Annotated in this window: 22 protein-coding genes; all 22 read left to right on the top strand. The window is 38.0% G+C overall.

The window, feature by feature from the left end:
* Positions 1-108 precede the first annotated feature (108 nt).
* Positions 109-495 (top strand): helix-turn-helix domain-containing protein, encoded by a 387-nt coding sequence (locus ABXS75_14765; protein ID XCP84316.1) that lies wholly within the window; start codon positions 109-111, stop codon positions 493-495.
* 149 nt (positions 496-644) lie between these two features.
* Positions 645-1,277, top strand: coding sequence for a hypothetical protein (locus ABXS75_14760; protein ID XCP84315.1), 633 nt, complete (start codon positions 645-647; stop codon positions 1,275-1,277).
* Positions 1,278-1,383: 106 nt separating this feature from the next.
* Positions 1,384-2,106 (top strand): ParA family protein, encoded by a 723-nt coding sequence (locus tag ABXS75_14755; GenBank protein XCP84314.1) that lies wholly within the window; start codon positions 1,384-1,386, stop codon positions 2,104-2,106.
* A gap of 4 nt (positions 2,107-2,110) precedes the next feature.
* Positions 2,111-3,097 (top strand): ParB N-terminal domain-containing protein, encoded by a 987-nt coding sequence (locus ABXS75_14750; protein XCP84313.1) that lies wholly within the window; start codon positions 2,111-2,113, stop codon positions 3,095-3,097.
* A gap of 5 nt (positions 3,098-3,102) precedes the next feature.
* The gene (locus tag ABXS75_14745; protein XCP84312.1) at positions 3,103-3,291 is read left to right on the top strand and encodes a hypothetical protein; all 189 of its coding nucleotides are present in this window, start codon (positions 3,103-3,105) and stop codon (positions 3,289-3,291) included.
* Positions 3,292-3,323: 32 nt separating this feature from the next.
* A complete protein-coding gene (locus tag ABXS75_14740) occupies positions 3,324-3,485 on the top strand; it encodes a hypothetical protein (protein ID XCP84311.1) in 162 nt (53 codons plus the stop codon).
* A 204-nt stretch (positions 3,486-3,689) separates the two neighbouring features.
* Positions 3,690-4,568 carry a hypothetical protein gene (locus tag ABXS75_14735; GenBank protein XCP84310.1) on the top strand — a complete coding sequence of 293 codons (879 nt, stop codon included), beginning with the start codon at positions 3,690-3,692 and terminating at the stop codon, positions 4,566-4,568.
* A 505-nt stretch (positions 4,569-5,073) separates the two neighbouring features.
* On the top strand, positions 5,074-5,226 hold the full coding sequence (locus tag ABXS75_14730) for a hypothetical protein (protein ID XCP84309.1): 153 nt from the start codon (positions 5,074-5,076) through the stop codon (positions 5,224-5,226).
* Positions 5,227-5,345: 119 nt separating this feature from the next.
* On the top strand, positions 5,346-6,287 hold the full coding sequence (locus ABXS75_14725) for a hypothetical protein (protein ID XCP84308.1): 942 nt from the start codon (positions 5,346-5,348) through the stop codon (positions 6,285-6,287).
* Positions 6,288-6,535: 248 nt separating this feature from the next.
* Positions 6,536-9,121, top strand: coding sequence for a SpaA isopeptide-forming pilin-related protein (locus ABXS75_14720; GenBank protein XCP84307.1), 2,586 nt, complete (start codon positions 6,536-6,538; stop codon positions 9,119-9,121).
* Complete coding sequence (locus ABXS75_14715) at positions 9,102-10,997, top strand: isopeptide-forming domain-containing fimbrial protein (protein ID XCP84306.1); 1,896 nt, start codon at positions 9,102-9,104, stop codon at positions 10,995-10,997. The genes ABXS75_14720 and ABXS75_14715 overlap by 20 nt, the downstream gene beginning before the upstream one ends.
* A gap of 6 nt (positions 10,998-11,003) precedes the next feature.
* Positions 11,004-11,831 carry a class C sortase gene (locus tag ABXS75_14710; GenBank protein XCP84305.1) on the top strand — a complete coding sequence of 276 codons (828 nt, stop codon included), beginning with the start codon at positions 11,004-11,006 and terminating at the stop codon, positions 11,829-11,831.
* Positions 11,812-12,573 (top strand): hypothetical protein, encoded by a 762-nt coding sequence (locus ABXS75_14705; GenBank protein XCP84304.1) that lies wholly within the window; start codon positions 11,812-11,814, stop codon positions 12,571-12,573. Before ABXS75_14710 ends, ABXS75_14705 begins: the two co-directional genes overlap by 20 nt.
* Entirely contained in the window at positions 12,563-13,237 is a 675-nt protein-coding gene (locus ABXS75_14700) for a class B sortase (GenBank protein XCP84303.1), read from the top strand. The genes ABXS75_14705 and ABXS75_14700 overlap by 11 nt, the downstream gene beginning before the upstream one ends.
* A 12-nt stretch (positions 13,238-13,249) precedes the next feature.
* Positions 13,250-13,594 (top strand): hypothetical protein, encoded by a 345-nt coding sequence (locus ABXS75_14695; protein ID XCP84302.1) that lies wholly within the window; start codon positions 13,250-13,252, stop codon positions 13,592-13,594.
* Positions 13,591-14,784, top strand: a complete 1,194-nt coding sequence (locus tag ABXS75_14690; GenBank protein XCP84301.1) for a hypothetical protein — start codon at positions 13,591-13,593, stop codon at positions 14,782-14,784. The genes ABXS75_14695 and ABXS75_14690 overlap by 4 nt, the downstream gene beginning before the upstream one ends.
* Before the next feature lie 11 nt (positions 14,785-14,795).
* Positions 14,796-15,212 (top strand): hypothetical protein, encoded by a 417-nt coding sequence (locus tag ABXS75_14685; protein ID XCP84300.1) that lies wholly within the window; start codon positions 14,796-14,798, stop codon positions 15,210-15,212.
* A gap of 2 nt (positions 15,213-15,214) precedes the next feature.
* Positions 15,215-15,412: a hypothetical protein gene (locus ABXS75_14680; protein ID XCP84299.1), complete on the top strand. Its 198-nt coding sequence runs from the start codon at positions 15,215-15,217 to the stop codon at positions 15,410-15,412.
* Positions 15,413-15,426: 14 nt separating this feature from the next.
* Positions 15,427-15,777, top strand: coding sequence for a hypothetical protein (locus ABXS75_14675; GenBank protein ID XCP84298.1), 351 nt, complete (start codon positions 15,427-15,429; stop codon positions 15,775-15,777).
* Positions 15,778-15,792: 15 nt separating this feature from the next.
* A complete protein-coding gene (locus ABXS75_14670; GenBank protein ID XCP84297.1) occupies positions 15,793-16,629 on the top strand; it encodes a hypothetical protein in 837 nt (278 codons plus the stop codon).
* Between the two features lie 25 nt (positions 16,630-16,654).
* A complete protein-coding gene (locus ABXS75_14665; protein XCP84296.1) occupies positions 16,655-17,017 on the top strand; it encodes a PrgI family protein in 363 nt (120 codons plus the stop codon).
* Positions 17,018-19,660: a VirB4-like conjugal transfer ATPase, CD1110 family gene (locus ABXS75_14660; protein XCP84295.1), complete on the top strand. Its 2,643-nt coding sequence runs from the start codon at positions 17,018-17,020 to the stop codon at positions 19,658-19,660.
* Positions 19,661-19,754: the final 94 nt, after the last annotated feature.

Below are 19,754 nucleotides of genomic sequence, written 5' to 3'. Positions count from 1 at the left end.
AGCTGCAACATAAAGTGTAAAGTAAGTGTATAAAGAACAAGTTAATTGTTCTTTGTACACTTTTTTTAGTTGCAAAAAAACCAGTAAATATAAGGAAAGGAGGCATATATGTCATATAAGCACTTTACATTTGAAGATCGGAAAATTATTGAAAAAATGTACAAATCTGGAGCTACTACAACTGAAATTGCATTTACATTAGAAAAAACAGCTACATCTGTAGGGCGTGAATTAAAAAGACTTCCAGCTGGACAGTATACTGCTGATGCGGCAGAAAAAGATATGTTATTGAAAAAGAAAAATCATATCAAAAGTACAATAGAAGAGTCAAGGAGAAATCGACAAGATGTTTATCGTAAAATTATACGGTGTTGTATCAGGTTGAAACCAGAGGCAAGTGAATATGAGATTGCGCGAGCTGCAGAAATGCCGATAGAACGAGTAGAAAAATATTTTCCTGAATTAAAAGAAGAACTCAGAAGAAAACGGGCGTAGGCTTTTAAAAGGAGGGATGAATAAGAAAAACGCCCACGAATGGAGCGTCTCTCTTAACAATAATTTTATATTCATTACAACTATATTGTAAAGGATAAAAAATAAAATGTAAAGATTGTGTTTCGAATTTCTGGAATAGGGAGTGAATTATGGAACATGAAACATATCAGTTAATTGATAAAGAACACATGGATAACGAAAATATGACGTTTCAGATTTCAGAACAGGATCAAACCATGCGGATAAATGATCAAAAGATAAAGGAAATTTTGAAACATCATCGTGAACTGGTAAAGCAGATTCATAGGAGAATTATAGATATTCGAAAACTTGCGGAGGAAACAAATGATCAGTTGATAGAGGTAGCTTCTTTTGCAAAACGTGATTTGCATAATGCAGAATTAGCGGATGTTTACATCAGATATCAGCAACTGATCAAGGAAAAAGAACAAGATCTGGCAGATGAAATGTCAATTTTATCTACATTAGCAGAAGGAGTCAATCGGCTTTACATATGCTTTCAAGCATTACAGGGATTAGAGTACGATATACTAGATCGGCTCTATGTGCAAAAGCTTCCTTATAAGGCAGTAGAACAAGAGTCTGGATTAAATCATCGTATTTTTGAATCTAAGCGTAAATATGCGATTGAGCAGATACAGCTATTATATGAAAGTCATCTTACAAATGCACAGATTTTACATTATTCAGAGCAGCAAGTTAGAAAAAAGAAGTCGCAAACAAAAAGGCACGGATATGAACAGTTATCCATGTTTGATTAAGAAACATGTTTTGTACCGAAATTCGGTACAAAGTCAAAGTAACATTTTTATAAAAAACCAAAAACATACAAACGTACCGAAATTCGGTACAAAAAGGAGAAGTAGCATGAAAACAATCGTCGTTGGAAATTTAAAAGGTGGCGTAGGGAAGACGACTGTAACAGTAAACCTTGCTTACAGTCTGTCAATTTTAGGAAACAAGGTATTGGTTATTGATTTAGATCCACAGTGTAATTGTACAAGATATTTTGCAAAAGTTTCTCAGAGTGGTTATACGGTGCAAGATTTATTACATGTACCGGAGCGGATCAATCAGGTTATTTATCGCACAAAATATCAGAAGATTGATGTGATTCGTGGAGATGCAGAGCTTACTTGCTGTGATCAATCATCACTTAGTAAGGCATTTCAAAAGTTAAAGAAAGTGTATGATTATTGTATTATTGATACGCGCCCTGTATTCGATATTTTAACACAAAATGCTGTGGAAGTTGCAGATTTGTTGCTGACACCAATCAAATTTGATAATTACTGCCGTGATAATTTAGCTCTTGTAGAGCATGTTTATGAAAATTTTATAGAGAATACAGATCATTTTAAATGGAAAATCTGTGCCAATATGGTGGCAAATACAAAAGCACAACGCAGTACCATGCAGGATTTACTAGAAAAACATATGTATCCGATACTTGATACTTGTATTAGCCGTTCAGCTGTTGTGGATAATGCATTGTTACAATATAAGCCTGTCTTGCGACACAGAAAGCACAGCACCGTTGCAGAAGATTTTCTTGAACTTGCGAAAGAATTGATTGCAGAATGGGGGTAAGAGCATGGCTAAGATTTCCAATGTATTTCAAAAAGAAGATGTAAGAAAAGAAGTTCATCCGAAGCGGATTACAAAATGGATTCATTATACAAAATTAAAAACGAATAAGGATCAGTATTGTGAGGCAAAAGATGAGGAAGAAATTCAGGCATTAGCAGATCTAATCGAAGCAAGCGGTGAAGTATTGCAGGATATACTTGTACGGAAAACAGATACAGATGAGTATGAAATTATTGCAGGTCATAAGCGAACAGCAGCATGTAAGCTGCTTGTAGAACAACGTGGAAAAAAACAATTTGAGTTTTTGCCGTGCATTGAAAAAAATATTAGTGATGTAAAAGCAGAGTTTGAAGTTTACAGCAGTAATGGTCATCATGAAGAAACACCATATGAAACAATGCATAAGTTAGAGCGGATGCAGTATCTTTTGAAACACTATCCAGAAGAATTTCCGGACATGCAAAGAGGAAGGATGGTTGACCGTCTTGCAAAGCAGTTTCAAATGAAAAAAACAACAGTTGGAGAATACCAGAAAATTTCAAAAAATCTAAGTGATAAAGCAATGGAAGCATTTAAGCATGGGACGATCAAAAAGAGCGCAGCTGTTACACTTGCTAGTCTACCGGAAGAGACGCAAGAGCAGCTATTGGAACAAGGGATTCTGACGGATGTAGAAATAAAAAAATATAAGCAAGAACAGCAGATATTTGAACATAAAGCAGAAGAGCAAACGGGAGTTCCGGAAGAAAAAGTGATTTCAGAAATTCTTTTGTTAGAATTAGAATCTCCGGTTTATCAGAAAATAATCTCCGGACAACATTCCTATTTGTTTACAAAAGATCAGGCAGTTTTGTGTTTGGGGAGTACTGTGAAATTACAGTGTCATGGAGAAGAGAGAAGTGTAAAAATTATTAACAAAATTTCAGCAGATACAGAGCGCGCATTAAAAAAAGGTTTTTGCATGTTATGGTTGGAAGTATGTGAGGAATAGAAAAGATGAAGAGATATCAAGAACTATTAATAAAATTAGTGAGATTTCTGATGATTATTGGGATCATCCAGATTCTTGAAAAATATTTTTCTGATCAAATCTGGAGTTTAGCGATAGAATTTGGTTTATTAATTGTTGGATTACTTTTTGCGGCAGATTTACTGAACGAAATTCAAAATAGAGATAAAAAGTAATTTGGTCATATATGAGAAAGGCAGGAGACGGTATGAAAAAAGAAATGGATAAAATTCAGTTTGAGAGCAGGGCAGAGGTAGGCGAGATGATACGAGTAATGGAGAAGTATGTGGATGCATACCCAAAAGAAAAAGACAATAAAACAGTAAAAGAACTGTATAATCTGCTTGATATTATGGAGATGGAGTGGTAAATTTGGTCACTGTCTTGCAGATTCTCAAATTATGAAGAGAAGTCTGTTGTCCGCGAAGGCACAAGACAGTCTGCATACATAGATTATGTGTGCAATGTATGTTTTTGGATACCGGGGAGTTCTCCGCTCTCCGGTATATCAAAAGAATACATATAAAATGTACCGAATTTCGGTACAACAGAAGATAACAGGAGGAAGAACTTCATGCAATTATGCTATCATACGCTATTAAAATTAAATAGATTAAGCAAAATGGAAATGAATATCTTTCTACTCCTAGTGCGCTATCAGGATGAATGCGGGAAAGTCATTGGTGCATATTATAAAGAATTCATGAAAGAACTTGGTTTTACAAGTAAACAGACTTTTTATAATGCATTAGATTCTTTGCAGAAGCAAAAGTTAATCTCAAGCAGTCAGGAAATGAAAGGGGATTTTGATATTACTGTATTAGACAATGAGGGGTTCTCTAAACAAGATCAGCCGGATTATATTAATATGAATCTGGCTATTTTTCGGACGAAAGAATTCTATGCATTGAAAAGTCATGAAAAATATATGCTGCTTGACTTGATACGTTCAACGAAGTTAAACAGAGGGAAACGAATCATTAGTGTAGAAGAGTTCTATTCACAATATGGTAAAAAATTTCATGTCTCACATAGAACAATCCAAAATTATCTTCGAACAATGAAAAAATACTTTCATATTTTTTCTCAAAACGGAAAATATTATATTTGTTATATCGGAGGAAAACTTTTTGAAAAAGTAAAACGGAATTCTTGTTGTAAGAAAAAACAGACAATAAAAGTACCATATTCTGCAGCTGAACAGAAGCGGGAATATCTTGGGAAAGTACTGCTTCGCCGGGCAAAACTTACTATCGAACATACTACAGATGCGTTAGATCTCGGTATACTAATGCACCAGTATCAAAAAGAAATTTCCTGTACCGGACAAAATGTATTTGAATTTTTTCAGCGTCTGTTGATGAACTATCATGTTTTAGAGCCAACGCTGTTATTTCAAATCAAATATTTTCATAAGCTCATCCGAAAAGAGCTGAATCTGGAACGAATTTAAGTCTTTTGCTGCGGTAATAGTGTCGCGGTTCTTTCTGCTATCTAAAATTCAAATCAATTTTCATTCCAACATATTTTTTGAAATTTCCCAGTTTATTTTAAACGTGTGAGTTCTTAAGATTTCGTAGACATATAGATATTAGGTAGATTTTTCTGTTTTTCTGGTCTAAAAAACAGGTATTTTTCTTTTTCATAGTCTAAAAAAGAACGTCAGATAACTTTCAAAGGAATTTCTAGTCTAAAAAGAGTGTGCATGATAAGAAGGGAAGTCTAATTTTTTACTATTATTTATTTTCAGAAATGCTGATATTTATTGCAGATTTTTTAAGAATCAGAGGACGGTATATTTATTCTAGTATAAAATTCCTTCTAACATGCTATGATTCAAATCTATTTCCATAGGATCTTCAAAACAAGATTTGTATAAAAAGACTTGACAATATCATGCACTGATATTATTCTGAGAGTGAGAAATGTAATGCACTGATATAAAAGGAGGAAGTAATATGGAATTTGGAAATGAAAAAATTATCATTACAGAAGAAAAAGTTTATAAAACATCTGAAGCACGAAGAAGAGCATCCAAGCGATATGAAGAATATATTGAACGGATTAATCCGTCTTTCCCCCCGGAACAAAGGAACGGATTCAAAAATTAGGATTTCAATGTGGCACATTTGTAAAACTGGCTGTAGAAGAAAAATTACAGGCATTAGAAAAAGAGCAAGAAGATGCAACGAAAAATATCAGTTAGCGATTTGCAGAAAGGAATATAGTTATGAAACTCAAAAAGGTATTAGTAATTATAATGACTGGATTACTTGTTTTTGTGCCGGGCTGTGGAGAGAAAGCAGAAAATCAGGTTACGGTATCAGAGTTAGCTGATCAGAAGAAGCTCGTTCAGAAAGATACTGAAAAATCGGAAACTTCCAAAATATCGAAAAAGGAGGATGTGAAATCTGAAGAAAAAGATTCGAATGAGAAAAAAACAGTCAAAGAAAAAGATGAGAGAACGTCTAAGATTTTAGATGAGAAGAGCAGTAAGAAAAAGTCGGGCAATAAGTCTTCTACGAAAAAAACATCACAATCATCTGGTGCAGCGGAGATAAATAAAAAACCCTCGAAAACATTCAACACAACACAGGAGAAGCCGAAGCCCTCAAAACCGTCTGGATCAACTGAGGAGAAACCGAAACCCTCGAAACCATCTGGATCGACTGAGGAGAAACCAAAGCCTTCGAAACCGTCTGGATCAACTGAGGAGAAACCGAAGCCCTCGAAACCGTCTGGATCGACTGAGGAAAAACCAAAGCCTTCAAAACCATCTGGAACAACAGAGGAAAAGCCAAAACCAGAGCATAAACATAATTGGATTGCAAATACAACGGTCGTACACCATGAAGAAAAAGGGCATATGGAAAAATATGTGATAAAAGAAGCATGGGACGAAAAAGTGGTAGAGTATGTAGATTATGCATGGGATTGCTGTAATGTATGCGGTGCAAATGTTACAGGATTTGCGGGAGATCATGCTTATCAACATGCAATAAAGGGAGAAGGCGGTGGACATCATACGGAGTATGATACGCGAGAAGAAATCAGCTATATACATCATGATGCAGAATATGGAGAACGTTGGGTAGTAGATCAAGCTGCTTGGGATGAAACAGTTATTACTGGATATCACTGTTCTGGATGTGGGGCAACGAAATCCGCATAATAAAGAAAAGTAGTTGGGGAATCTGTACCTAAAGTAACCTAGAGATAAAATTTTGAATCTGCTATGATATACTTAGAAAATGATATAAGGTAACGCTCAAAAGAGCGGTAAAAGGAATCACTTATGAAGGGATTCCTTTTTTGTACCCATTTATCAGAGAAAAGAGGTGTTCAGGATGCAGAGAAAAAAACGTGCGCCGCCAGAAAACGTATTGTGAAAAAGTAAATGAAAAAAGGAGGAACAACAAAATGTATCAAAGAAAATGCAAGCTGTTCCAAACCGGAATCGGTGTGTTGATTTTACTGTTAGGTTTGTGTTTCGCTATACTGTTTCAAATACAGACTGTAAATGCTAAGGAATCAGAAACATTAGAAATGCAACCATCTAAGGTGTCTGTCTCTATCGAAGAAAAAGAAAAAACAGTAGATTTAGAGGAAATATTTCCAGAAGAAGAGAAAAGAACTATTTTGACTGCTGGACTTCGTGAGGAATTATTGACGAAGTCGCAAAATGTGACATTGACAGTAGGAAAAAAAGTAAATTATGGAGGCTGGTCTACAAATTATTTTTATATTAATGGGCAGTTATCATATTGCTTGGAGCCAATCAAAAGCACACCGGGAAATGGAGGACATATCGCAGAATTATGGAATAATCAAGCTTTAACGAAGTGCCTGTATTATCTTCCGGGAGGACCGGGGTGGTCACAAGAAGTTAGGGATGCAATCTTCCCACCAATCTTTAACGATGATACATGCTATGCGATCAGCCATATCATTGTTTCTTATGCATATAATCCAAATCAGGATGCATTTCATGGGGTAGGACAGGATACGATGGAAGGTGCAATTGACATTTATAATGCGTTGTTGAGAAATTATTCTGATCCACCAAATGGTTCACTGAGTATTACGCCATCGCATAGAGATGCCCGGATCTGGACAGAAATAGATCCAAACAAACAGATTACAGATCAGTTTACTATTTCCGGGGATTCAAGAAATGAGATTAAGCTGTATCTTCCAGAAGGAGTGAAGCTTCATAACTGGACAAAAAATCAAGAAATTGCGGGGAATAATCAATTAGTTTCAGTATGGGGGAACGATACATTTCAGTTCAGTGCTGATTCTTCCAAAGTAAACGGTTTAATGGAGTGGAATGATATCAAAGGTTCAATTGATGGAAGATACACAGCATTAGTGATTGAAGGAGGCGGAGATCAGGATATTGGTGGATTAACATATACCAAAGATCAGGTAACTCCAATTAGTTTTTCTGTTCGTTGGTTAAGTCAGGGTTCTTGCCAGGTAAAAAAGCAGTCAGCCAATCCGGAAATTACACAGGGGAACACATGCTACTCCTTAAAAGATGCAGAGTATGGCATTTATAAGGAGAAAAGCTGCAGTACGCTTGTCGATAAAATGATCACAAATGAAGCTGGAGAATCTAATGTTGTAACACTATCAGCTGGAACTTATTTTGTAAAAGAGATCAAAGTGCCAAAAGGATTTGCACTGGATAAAAAAGTATATGAAATTCAGGTTCAGACAGGTTCTACCTATGTATTAAAAGTTACCGATCGGCCAACAATGGACCCGGTAGGCGTATTACTTGGAAAAATTGACAAAGAAACTAATCAGAATAAACCACAGGGAAGCGCATCTTTAGAGGGAGCGTTATTTGAAGTAAAGTTTTATAGTGGTACACCATCCAACTCAGATCCAGGAGCAACCGGAAAAAAACCAGTACGAACATGGATTTTCAGGACAAATGAGAATGGTTATTGTTATTATGAAGCTCAATATTTAGAGTCAGGAGATGACTTATATTTATCGCCATCAGGTACTCCATCGCTCCCAATTGGAACACTTACCATTCAGGAAAAACAGGCTCCACAGGGGTATCTGTTGAATCCGGAACTTTATGTCGTTCCGATTACGAGCAACAATGATGGTTCTGAATTTGTTTATACTTATAATGCTCCAAAAATACCAGAACAGATTATAAAGCTGAAGATCATCAAGAAAGAGCAGGGAAAGGACATTCTGATTGAAGGTGCTACTTTTGAGATAGCTTATCCGGATGGATCTAAAAAGACGTTTCAAACAGATGCGAAAGGTGTCTGCGAGATAAAAGGGCTTATGTTTGGGAAACATACCATTCGGGAAACAGCAGCACCGGCAGGCTATGTGGTAAATCCGGGAAAAGTAACATTTACAGTCAAACAGGACGGAACAATCGTATTGGATCAGAATACGGCAACGGGGAATTCGATTGAATTTCAAGCTCAAAAAGGATATGCAGAACTGACTGTGGAGGATGCCAGGTCTCCATTTGTGCTGAAGCTTACAAAGGTCAATGAAAAAGGAACACACCTAGAAGGAGCGGAATTTGCTCTTTATCAGGATAAAAATTGTCAGACAGAAGTCGGACGGGCTACCACAGGAAAGGATGGAACAGCAAAATTTTCAGAATTGCTTCTTGACCAGAGATATTATTTGAAGGAAATAAAAGCGCCAAAGGGCTATCGGCTCCCATTAACAGCAGACGGAAAAGCAGTTATTTATGAAATTTATTTAACGTATCAGGGAACACAGTTAGAATATCATGTCAATGGTCAGGTACATACAGAGACAACCGGCGATTTTGCTATTACTGGTACACCAAATCAGATTGAAACGAACTTAAAAGTAATCAACCATACATCTGTTGTATTGCCGGAAACAGGAACGCCATTAACAGCGGCAGTTACTGGCACAGGAATCCTATGTATGTTAGGGGCAATCGGAGCTGAGAGAAAGGGGAAACGTCATCATGAAAAAGAAAAATTGTAAAAAAATGGTTATGATAATTGCCGGTGCAATGGCATTGAGCGGATTTTCAGCAGATCTTCCGAATCTTTTTCCGGGAGACGTGGCAGTAGTACATGCTGCAAGCGGACAAAACTATAACACGGTAAATGGTATTGCAGATTTTGGACAAGGCGGAGCACATATTGATATTAAAGGAAACAGTGGACAGACATTAGTTGGAAAACAGTTCCGTGTGTATCAGATTTTTTTCGCGGAAAATGCAAAAGGCGGGGAGTCTATCAATTATACATTTAATCCAGTGTATGCACCAGCAATTAAAAATGTAGTTGCGAAAGCATTGTCAAAATCAGGGAAACCAACTACAGCTGATCAGGTAACAGAATATATGGCTATTGACTATATTCAGACGTTAAACAGTCATCCGGTAGAGGGTGTTACTGCACCACAGGAGCTGGAAGGACGTTATAGTAAGTTCCGCTATTTTGTGGAAGATCTGAGAAATGAAATTGAACGTCTAAATATTGCAAGTGCTACCGTAACAGTAAAAAATGTCATGTCTGGTGCAGAAAATACAATCCGGTTGGATGGTTTGGCTTATGGATATTATATCATTGATGAAATTTCAAAAGTGGAAGATACGCACTCTGCCGGCTCTCTTTGCATGGTAGATACAGCAAATCCGACTGCTCAAATTACAATTAAATCAGATTATCCATCTGTTACAAAGAAAATTCAGGAAGATGATAAGTGTAAAGACATTTCAAATGTTGATCGTTGGAATGATATTGGTGATTACGAAATCGGCCAGAATGTTCCATACCAATTCACATCCAATGTGCCAGATATGAATGGCTATGATACTTACTATTATGCATGGCATGATGTAATGAGTCCGGCATTGACATTCCAGAAAGACAGTGTTCAAATTCAGATCAGCGGAACTATTGCCGGAAAAGCTAAGACCTATACACTGGCATCATCTGAATATGCCGTAACAGAAAAACCTGGAAATGGCGATACGTTTATGGTCGCTATTACTGATTTGAAAGCGATTGTGGATCGAGAATTCGATCAGATGAATCAGAAACAGGAAAATATTTATGGACAGAAAGTTGTTTTGACATATGCAGCTACTTTGAATGAGAAAGCTGCCGAAGATACAGGACGTCCTGGATTTGAAAATGATGTTCGCCTGGAATTTTCGAATGATGCGGATTCGGAAGGAGATGGAAGTACTGGATATACCCCGTGGGACACAGTTGTTTGTTTTACTTATCGTTTAAATCCATTGAAAACAAATGATCACGATAAAGTACTTGCAGGTGCAAAATTTCGTTTATATAGCGATGAAGCATGTAAAAATGAAGTATTTGTAAAAGCTGGAAATGACGGCTACATCGTTATTAACAGAGATGCTGTGGGTGGGACAGATCATACTGGAGGAAATCGCCCGACTACAGCTGTAGAAATGGTATCTGATGCCAATGGAACTTTTACGATTTTTGGATTAGACAGTGGTATTTATTATCTAAAAGAAACAGATGCACCAGATGGATATCGCCCACTACTTGATCCAATTAAATTGGAACTGACCGCGACTTTTACTAAAGATCGTGACAGCTATATCAAAGGTGATGGTGCAACAGAAAAAACGCTGGTGTCATTTGATGCTTCTGCAAATATCAAAACCTTTTTTGATGGAATTGGTTTATCAGAAGATAAAGAGTTAGAAACAAATGTAGAGGAAGGTTCTGCAAATCTAACAATCATCAATAAAGTTGGAAAGAAGCTTCCGATTACTGGAACACCGGCATTGACTATCATTATCACAGTCGGAACCGTATTAATGACAGGAGCACTTGTGAAGAGCAGGAAACGAAAGGAAGAAAAACTGTAAAACATTATGAACAGAAAGTGGAAGATCATATTTCTGATCGGTTTCTTGCTTTGTTGCTTTCCAATTATTCATAGCATAGTTTCGCAGCGGCGTCAGCAGGACGCCGTTGCAACATATCAGAAAGCAGTTATGGAAGAGGAAAACTCAAAGCTAAAAGAAATGTGGAAGAATGCAGAGCAATACAATGAGATGCTGTATCAGACAGAAGGGGCAGTGGTAGATCATTCTGACATGACAATGTTAAGTGATAAAAGTTATCAATCTCAATTAAATCTGTCTCAAACTGGAATTATGGGAAGTTTGGATATTCCGAAAATTAATGTGGAGCTTCCGATTTATCATGGAACAGAAGATGAAGTACTGTCGGACGGTATTGGGCATTTACAGGGAACAAGCCTTCCAGTAGGCGGTTCGAATACCCATTGTGCTTTAACAGGGCACCGAGGGTTGCCAAGTGCAAAACTACTTGTTCGTTTAGATGAAATGAAAATGGGAGATTTGTTTTTCATCCGAATCGGGAAAGAAACATTAGCTTATAAAGTAGATGAGGTGCAGACCGTGACACCAGAGGAAGTATCAAAATTGGAAATACAGCCTGAAAGGGATTTGGTCTCTTTGATTACATGTACACCATATGGCATTAATTCGCATCGTTTGATTGTGACAGGACGAAGGGTTGCGTATGAGAAAATAATCCATGAAGAAATCCAACAGGCAATTCCATCTTTCCGGGAGATTGCAATTACAGCACTTCCATTTGTACTGTTATTGATTGCGATTGGTTTTTATCTACATGACAGGAGGCATCAAGATTATGAAAATGAGAAAATTTGAAGCGGGCTGTGCAGTGATAGCTTTTTGGGTGCTATTTGCTGCAGTGCCAGTGTTTGCTGCAGAAACGGAGAAGGAACAGACTGCGGATCAGATCACAGAAGAAGAACTTATGATTGAACAGACAGAATCAGAATCAGGAGAGCAAATATTTCCACCATCAGAACAGCTGGAAATGTTGGCTTCAGAACAGCGGGGAAGTATTCAGGTACAGCTGACAGATGGAAAAAACGGTACAAATAAGCAAAATATCCGTTTCTACTGTACCAAAGTAGCAGAGGTGGTGGCTGGAAACTATAAACTATTAGAAGGATTTGCGACTGCAAATGTAGAATTAAATGAGATTGAAAATTCACAACAAATGAAGCAGGCGGCAGAAAGCTTATGTCAGATAAAACATCAGACAGGACACTCTGAAACAACAGATGAATCAGGGCGAGTTCTTTTTAAAGAGTTGGCAGTGGGCGTCTATCTGATTCACGCAGAAGATGTTGAAGTTTATGATATGATCGAACCAACTTTAATTGCGATTCCTACTTGGAGTGATCAGGATCAGGAAATGAAATATGACGTTTCTATTATGCCAAAACATACCCCACGGCCAGAAGAAGAGGAAAAAACAGCGCCACAGACAGGATTGGATGATCAGCGGGGACACTATATCTTGGGAGCTCTTATATGTTTCTTCTGTTGTAGTGGTTGTATTTGGATCGGTTGGAAAAGGAAACGAAAACATGCGAGATAGATTATGGAACTTTGGAGCTGTATGTTGTGGAATTGTTGGAATTGGATTTGCAGTATTAGCTTACCAGGAACACCAGCCTTTTTCAGAGGCAGTACAAAAGCAGGAAGCAATTATTCAGGCAGTAGTGAAGGAAGAGACGAAACCACAGACGGAGACAGAAGCGCTTAATAGGCAAATTGATTTTATAACACTTCGTCAGATCAATCCGGAAATTGTTGGATGGATTTATATACCAGGAACACAGATTGATTATCCGGTGCTGAAAGGAAATAGCGATACAGAGTATCTGAATCGTGATTTTGAAGGAAAGAGAAGCACGCTCGGCTCTATTTTTACTTATGCAGATACAAACGAAGCATTGTCTGAAAATGTTTGCCTTTTCGGTCATAATACGCGTTCTGGACAGATGTTTGGAGAGTTAGATCAGTATCAGGATGCTGAGTTTTTCAGTACCCACAAAAAGATTTATCTATATACACCAATACGTAGCAAAGAATTAGAAGTAGAAAGTGTATTTCAATGTGACAAAGATGATGAAGTGTTTCAAACTTCAGAAGAAACTAGTGCGCAGCAAGTGGTGTTGGCAACTTGTATTGGTTATCGAAGAACAAATCAGCGGTTGGTTGTGAGCTGCTATGCAGTAAAAGAAAAACTGATTCTATAGAAGGTGTGTAAAATGAAGAGAATAGTTATCTCACTGCTATTGCTGTGTATGTGTGGTTTTTGTTTATGGGGAGCTGCGTATTGTATGGAAACAGGAAGTAAGTTGCATCAGCATAAGAAAGAGAGTTCAGAAAAGAAGTTGGAAAGCGCAGAACACTATCCGCAAGAAGATAACAGCGTATTAGATAATAAACAGCAAGAAATACAACAGAACGAGGGAAAAACGCAGCAAGCAATAGAACCAGTACCAAAAACGGGAGAAGTAGAGCGGTTTTTGTTTTATTCTGTTCTGCTTGGTGTTTCAAGTACAATCGTCATTAGGTTACGAAATTTATCACGAAAGAAGGGAGCAAAATGAGCAATCAGAATCAGATAAAGGCACAGGGAACTTCATTTCTTGAAGAAATGAGCAAAATGTATGAGGAGCGGGAAACTTTATTTGTTCGCCGGGAAGCGGAATATGAAAAACAGCGGAAAGAGCTGAAGGTTTTGTTAGAGCAGATTCGAAAAGATAAAAGAAATCTGGATCAAAAAGCAGAAAAACTGAACTTACAGGAAGAAGAACAGAATCAGCGTGAAGCAATGCTGAAAGACTGGTTTGAGGATGAAAAGCAGGCAAGAAAAAAACTGGAAGAAGACCAGAATGTTTTTCAGAAGCAAAGAGAAGTTTTAGAAGCAAGACTGCGTGTAGAAGTAGAAGGAGCAAAAAATGAAAGGCTCAAAGTAAGACAACTCAGCGAGGAGTACGAGCATAGATTAGGAATGCTTGGACTGTTATTGGAACGTCAGGGAGAAAGCAGTACAAAAGCTGGAGAATTCTTTACTGCATTATTGGAGGGCGGTACGTCCAATAATAAACAGGAGGTTTCAGAGTTACAACAACAGATGGAAGTACTTCAGGAGCAAGTAAGACAGTTAAAAAGCTCAAAGTGTTCGCTGCAGGAGGAAAATAAGCAGTTGTTGGAAGAAAGAGAAAATTTACAACAGGAAGAAGAAAAATTTGCACAGCAGATTGTCAAATTAGAAGATGAGCGTAAGCATCTCATGGAGCTGATTGCACAGCTGCATCGGAGTAGTCAGGGAACTACTCCTGATGAAACAGGAGAAGTACCGGAAAGTGCGACAGCAGTGTTTGAAACAACAATCCCCCCCTCAGTATCCGTAGAAGGGCAAACATCAAAGCCTGTTTATGAAGAATTGACGGCATCTGTGCTACAGAATTATCTGGCAAAGAATGGGCGAAAATATGAAAGTTCAGAAATTCGACATTCCGCAGAAGGAGAACAGTTACATTTATCACTTCGAGGAATGGAGTATGTATTTCTATTTTCCAATCCTGCGTGTTTTGAGTTATCTGTGAAGCGCAAAAATAGCAGAGCGCTGCAGAAATGCCTGGAACGGATGAACCAAAAGCATCCGGAAGCAAAATTCTGGTATGAATCACAGGAGCAGAAAGTATACGCATCAGGATATTTTACAAATCAGATTGCGCCGGATGTATTGATGAGCAAGGTAGAAGAAATCAGTAACTGCTTTCTGGAAGGATAGGGAGTGATGTTATGACAGCCTTACAATATATAGGAACAGGGACTGTACTGGGAATTTTAGCGGGAATCAGTTTGATTGTGTGTTTAATATTGTGGTTCGGAAAATCAAAACGGCCGTTATATACCAAACGACTGGGAAAAGTAATATTTCCGGCAGAATTCTATCAGAAACTTGATCGGACGTACCAACAAACAGAAGATATTTTAAAAACATTAGAACTGTTACAAGAAGAATATGCAAAAGGCAGTGTTGCAAAAAGACTGTCAGCGGCGATCGATTATCTGCAGAACAGTCATTACAGGGATTATGAGACAGCGTTGTATCGTTATTTGTCAGATCACGACACGGGTTCGGTTTTGACAAAGATATTACTTGCAGATATACAAAAAATGAAACGTCTTCCATGCAGGGAAGAAGAAAGGAACTAATTATGAGAAATAATGGATGGAAAGGGAAAGTACTGCTTGTGATTGCATTTATTATCGGAGTGCTTTCCGGATTAATCGTATCAATGTTGCTTCCGGACAAATTTAGTGTTTATCGAGGCTTGGCTGGGTTTGGAACGATTATTATTGTGGCAAGCGCAATCATTGTAATTGGGACAAAAGTGTTTCATATAGGAGAATAGGAGAGAAAAGTAAGATGGCACAGAAGAACAAACAGATAAGAAACGTGTTATACCATATGGCAGACAGGATTTTATTCGGGAGTCTTATTACGATTACAGGACTTACTTTTTATAGTGTACCGGCATTTGCGAGTGGAACGGAGATTATTACCAATGGTTTTGATGTAATTTATAACCTGATTGCCGCAGTTGTATCAAGTATTGGTACGATTTTATTGCTTTGGGGCGTGTTTGAGTGGGCACAATCTTTAAATGTGCAGGATGGTGGTGCACAGTCTGTAGCATTTAAGAGGATTGCGGCTGGTTTGGTTGCAACATTAGGACCACAGCTGATTCCGATTATCACATCACAGATTGGAGCATAGAAAGGGGCGTAGTATATGCCGGAATGGTTAAGCAGCTTTATCAGTGATAACTTATTATTCAGTCCTTTTTATGCATTAGCAGATATGATCTGGAAAGTATTGATGGCAGCATGCACTGGCATGCTGTCGTCAACACCACAGGATTTTTCAGCAGAAACATGGCAGTATGTGTTGCATGATCTTTATCCGTGGGCGTTATCCATTGGGGTGGAATGTTTAAATCTGTTTTTTATTCTGGGATTTTTTAAAGCAGCTTCCAATCTAAAAGAACAGCTGACAATGGAGCTATTTGTAGAAGCTATGATTAAGCTCGTAGTGCTGAACGTTCTGTTGGTAACAGGAATTCCAATGATCACAACTTTTTTCCGGATGGCATCTGCCTTGTCAGGGCAGGTTATTTTAACCAGTCCACCTCCATTCTATACAACGGATGTAGATATCGGTTCCAGACTATTTTTCTATATGTTTGGGTTGATTTACTTTTTTGTTGCATTGGTATGCGGAATCTTGATTTTAATCACGCTATACGGCCGCTATATTAAGTTATATTTACTTGTGGTAACATTTCCGATTGGAATGCCAACATTAGTCGGAGGTCAGCAAATTGAAGGGACGGCATATGCATGGATTCGAAGCTTTTTAGGGAATGTTTTTGAAATTGTTATCATTGCGTTATCCATGGGGATTGCAGGACGGATTATGGGTGGAATTACAATTTTTACCTCGGAGAATATTATTTTGGAACATTTTGACGGGTTTGCCCAGGCTCTTAATTCTATGTTGTATATGATCCTGATGACAACAGCAGTCAAAGGTGCTGGAGCATTTATGAATAAAACATTCCGTCTTTAGATCGGGAATCAGATAAGGAGCAAATATGAAAATTGATTTGAATATGGACTTTGAAACACAATTTAAAACAGAGTTTTGGAAAGGGTTTTCCGGAAGTGAGATGCTTTGTGGAGGAATTGCATTAGTATTGTCAGGAATTATGGTGTTTACGGTATGGCGTATCACAGGACTGCCAATTAATGTTTGTGTTTACTTTGGAATTCCAGTCATGATTCCGGTGATTTTTTTAGGAATCATTAAATATCAGGGACACAGTATGTTGGAAATGTTCCGAGAATGGTGTTATTTTTATCGAACACGAGAACTAGGTACAGAAATGGAAGAATACCAGGAACGGAAAAACGTATTTACGATGGATCAAAAGCCAAAAGGGAAAGGAGGAGTATAGTTGGCAACATTTAATGGAAATCGTGCATTTACGATGAAAAAACAGAAAACCATGCCAGTAACAAAGCTGCCTAAAAACGTGAAACAGTCCTTTCAGGTTGTAAAAGCTTATGAAAATGGAATATTCCAGATTGAGCCTAAAACAAAGCAGGCTGTCTATGATCGCAGTTATGTTTTTGAAGACATAAATTATATTAATAAAAATACAAATGAGAAGAAAAGTTTCTTGACAGAATTGATGTTATGGCTCAATGCGATGGAAGTAGAATTTAAAATTACACTTGCGAATGAATACCAGAGTAAAAAAGAATTTCTTCGATCCATTCGTTCTGAAAAGCATCGGGACAGCTATCCGGAAATTGCACAGGGAATACGCCAGTGGCAGGAAGAACGTCTGGAAGAAACAAATCCGAATGTGACAACGCTTAGATATCTGACGATTACTGCGCGGGCAGATAACGAAGAACATGCTAAAATTTATTTAAACGCAGTAGAAGCGGTGGTATTGGAAGCATTTGAAGGATGGGGAAGTCGGATCAATCCATTATCTACAGAGGAACGCATCAATTTGTTGCAGACATTTGCGATGCCAGGAAAGCCGCAGGAACAGCAATATATTCACTATCCAGAAAATAAAAGACGGCAGAAAGACTGGAAAAACGACATTTTACCGCGGAGTATCAAACAATACAGAAATTTTATGATTATGGGCGATACCTATGTGACAGTGCTTTTTGGTGCACGTTATCGAAAAACAGTGAATTCAGATTCTTTTATCCGATCACTATCAAATGTTTCTTATCCATCTCTGATTACGATGGATTTTGCACCAGTGGAAACAGAAGCCATTAATGATAAATTATCGGCTGTTCAAGTAAATAATGAACGTGCGATTTCGGATGAAATTGATGAAAAGCGTAAAAGAGGAATCCCGGCAATTTCCGCATCTTATCAGAGAGAAAAACGTAAACGGAAAATAGAATCTTACATTGAGCGTTTGGATGACAATGATGAAAAAGGGTTTTTTATGAATCTGCTTGTGATCCTCACGGCGAAGGATGAAGAGACGTTGGCAGAACGTGTACAGGAAATGCAGGCATCCGGGAAAAAAGAAGGAGTACGTTTGGAGACCTGTGATTACACACAGTTAAAAGCATGGAATACAGCTTTACCGATCGGAGGACGGCAAGTGGATTATATGAGATTCTTTTTAACTGCATCACTGGTCGCATTTCAACCATATTTTGCACAGGATATTATTGAATCTGGCGGACAAATGATGGGAATCAACCGTACAACAAAACATTTCATTATCGCGAACCGGAAATTATTACCGAATCCGCATGGGATTATCGTTGGATTTTCTGGTACAGGGAAATCTATGATGATTAAATTGACGGAAGTATCACAGACACTTTTGGCAACAGATGATGATATTGTGATTATTGATCCGCAAAATGAGTTTGCTGACAGTTGTGAACGGTATGGAGGCAGTTATTTTGATTTAACACCAAAAAGTGGAATTTATTTGAACGGATTTGAAGTTTCACAGGAGGCATTTCAGGCTACTGAAGAAATACGGAAGAAATTTGTTGCCACACAAACAGAATATGCCAAGACTGTGTGCGCTGCAGCTATGAAAAACATTAATGTGACTCAGGAGCACGATTCCATTATCAGTAGATGTACGGAACGCATGTATGAAGAGGTATTTGCCCAGAAGAAGCTGAAAAAGCAACCGACTTTGATTTGGCTGCGGGAAGAAATTGGAAAAGAGCTGCAGCATGTTAAAAGTATTCATGATGAGGAACTGGTAAGAAGTATTTATAATAGCCTTGAAGAATATACAACAGGAAGCTGTGACATGTTAGCACATCCATCCAATGTACAAATTCAGAAAAGATTGGTTGGTTTTGGGATGACAAATGTACCGGAAAACAACTGGGAGGCAGTTATGGTAACTATCCTGCATTATCTTTCTGTCCGGATGGATTACAACAAACGTTTTCAAAGAGCAACACATCTGATTGTGGATGAGACACAGGTTGTATCGAAAAAGCCAGGAAGTGCACAGCAGCTGAATAATGCAGTAATCACATTTCGTAAGTTTGGAGGCATTGTGACAATGGCAATGCAAAATGTTACAGCAGCTCTTGCCAATCAGACGCTTACAGAACTCTATGCGAATTGTTCTTACAAATGTTTTCTGGATCAGGGAGGTGTGGATGCACAGAGTCTCAGCATGATTCAGGAATTGAGTGCAAAAGAGTTTCAGGCACTTAGCCGCGGAAAAGTAGGACAAGGAGTCATGGTCTGGAACAAAAAGGTTGTATTGTTTGATGCTATGATTGGAAAAAATAATAAGTTATATCAGGTCTATAATACAGATTTTCATGAGAAAGCGGAAAATCATCAGAGCAAAGGAAGCTATTCTATCAAACCGGAAGAAGGAAAGAAGATTTCTCCGGAGATGAGACAACTAATTTTGCAGATTACGAGCGCTATTGAAGTATCCAGAGAAGATGTAGCGCGTTTCAGCGGCGAAGATGAAGAAACTTGTAAAGCTTATTTGGAGCAATTGGTACAGGAAGGGAGTTTGAATAAGATACAGGGAACTGAGGTGTATAGGAAGGCGGGATCATAATGCAGATTCAGGCAACAAAAGAAAAAGAGCTGTGTACAGCTCGCACAGGTCTTTCTATAGCGGAACAGGGAATTCGGGTTTCAGAAGAACATTT

This window comes from Roseburia hominis, from assembly GCA_040702975.1.
Lineage (GTDB): Bacteria > Bacillota > Clostridia > Lachnospirales > Lachnospiraceae > Allocoprococcus > Allocoprococcus hominis_A.
This window is presented reverse-complemented; position numbering and strand designations above follow the sequence as displayed.

Bases quoted from the DNA above. Each gene is read 5' to 3' on its own strand.
- ABXS75_14755 (XCP84314.1), top strand. From the start codon at position 1,384: ATGAAAACAATCGTCGTTGGAAATTTAAAAGGTGGCGTAGGGAAGACG.
- ABXS75_14710 (XCP84305.1), top strand. From the start codon at position 11,004: ATGAACAGAAAGTGGAAGATCATATTTCTGATCGGTTTCTTGCTTTGT.
- ABXS75_14730 (XCP84309.1), top strand. From the start codon at position 5,074: ATGGAATTTGGAAATGAAAAAATTATCATTACAGAAGAAAAAGTTTAT.
- ABXS75_14670 (XCP84297.1), top strand. From the start codon at position 15,793: ATGCCGGAATGGTTAAGCAGCTTTATCAGTGATAACTTATTATTCAGT.
- ABXS75_14685 (XCP84300.1), top strand. From the start codon at position 14,796: ATGACAGCCTTACAATATATAGGAACAGGGACTGTACTGGGAATTTTA.
- ABXS75_14765 (XCP84316.1), top strand. From the start codon at position 109: ATGTCATATAAGCACTTTACATTTGAAGATCGGAAAATTATTGAAAAA.
- ABXS75_14760 (XCP84315.1), top strand. From the start codon at position 645: ATGGAACATGAAACATATCAGTTAATTGATAAAGAACACATGGATAAC.
- ABXS75_14665 (XCP84296.1), top strand. From the start codon at position 16,655: ATGAAAATTGATTTGAATATGGACTTTGAAACACAATTTAAAACAGAG.
- ABXS75_14745 (XCP84312.1), top strand. From the start codon at position 3,103: ATGAAGAGATATCAAGAACTATTAATAAAATTAGTGAGATTTCTGATG.
- ABXS75_14720 (XCP84307.1), top strand. From the start codon at position 6,536: ATGTATCAAAGAAAATGCAAGCTGTTCCAAACCGGAATCGGTGTGTTG.
- ABXS75_14725 (XCP84308.1), top strand. From the start codon at position 5,346: ATGAAACTCAAAAAGGTATTAGTAATTATAATGACTGGATTACTTGTT.
- ABXS75_14700 (XCP84303.1), top strand. From the start codon at position 12,563: ATGCGAGATAGATTATGGAACTTTGGAGCTGTATGTTGTGGAATTGTT.
- ABXS75_14675 (XCP84298.1), top strand. From the start codon at position 15,427: ATGGCACAGAAGAACAAACAGATAAGAAACGTGTTATACCATATGGCA.
- ABXS75_14690 (XCP84301.1), top strand. From the start codon at position 13,591: ATGAGCAATCAGAATCAGATAAAGGCACAGGGAACTTCATTTCTTGAA.
- ABXS75_14680 (XCP84299.1), top strand. From the start codon at position 15,215: ATGAGAAATAATGGATGGAAAGGGAAAGTACTGCTTGTGATTGCATTT.
- ABXS75_14750 (XCP84313.1), top strand. From the start codon at position 2,111: ATGGCTAAGATTTCCAATGTATTTCAAAAAGAAGATGTAAGAAAAGAA.
- ABXS75_14705 (XCP84304.1), top strand. From the start codon at position 11,812: ATGAAAATGAGAAAATTTGAAGCGGGCTGTGCAGTGATAGCTTTTTGG.
- ABXS75_14740 (XCP84311.1), top strand. From the start codon at position 3,324: ATGAAAAAAGAAATGGATAAAATTCAGTTTGAGAGCAGGGCAGAGGTA.
- ABXS75_14715 (XCP84306.1), top strand. From the start codon at position 9,102: ATGAAAAAGAAAAATTGTAAAAAAATGGTTATGATAATTGCCGGTGCA.
- ABXS75_14695 (XCP84302.1), top strand. From the start codon at position 13,250: ATGAAGAGAATAGTTATCTCACTGCTATTGCTGTGTATGTGTGGTTTT.
- ABXS75_14735 (XCP84310.1), top strand. From the start codon at position 3,690: ATGCAATTATGCTATCATACGCTATTAAAATTAAATAGATTAAGCAAA.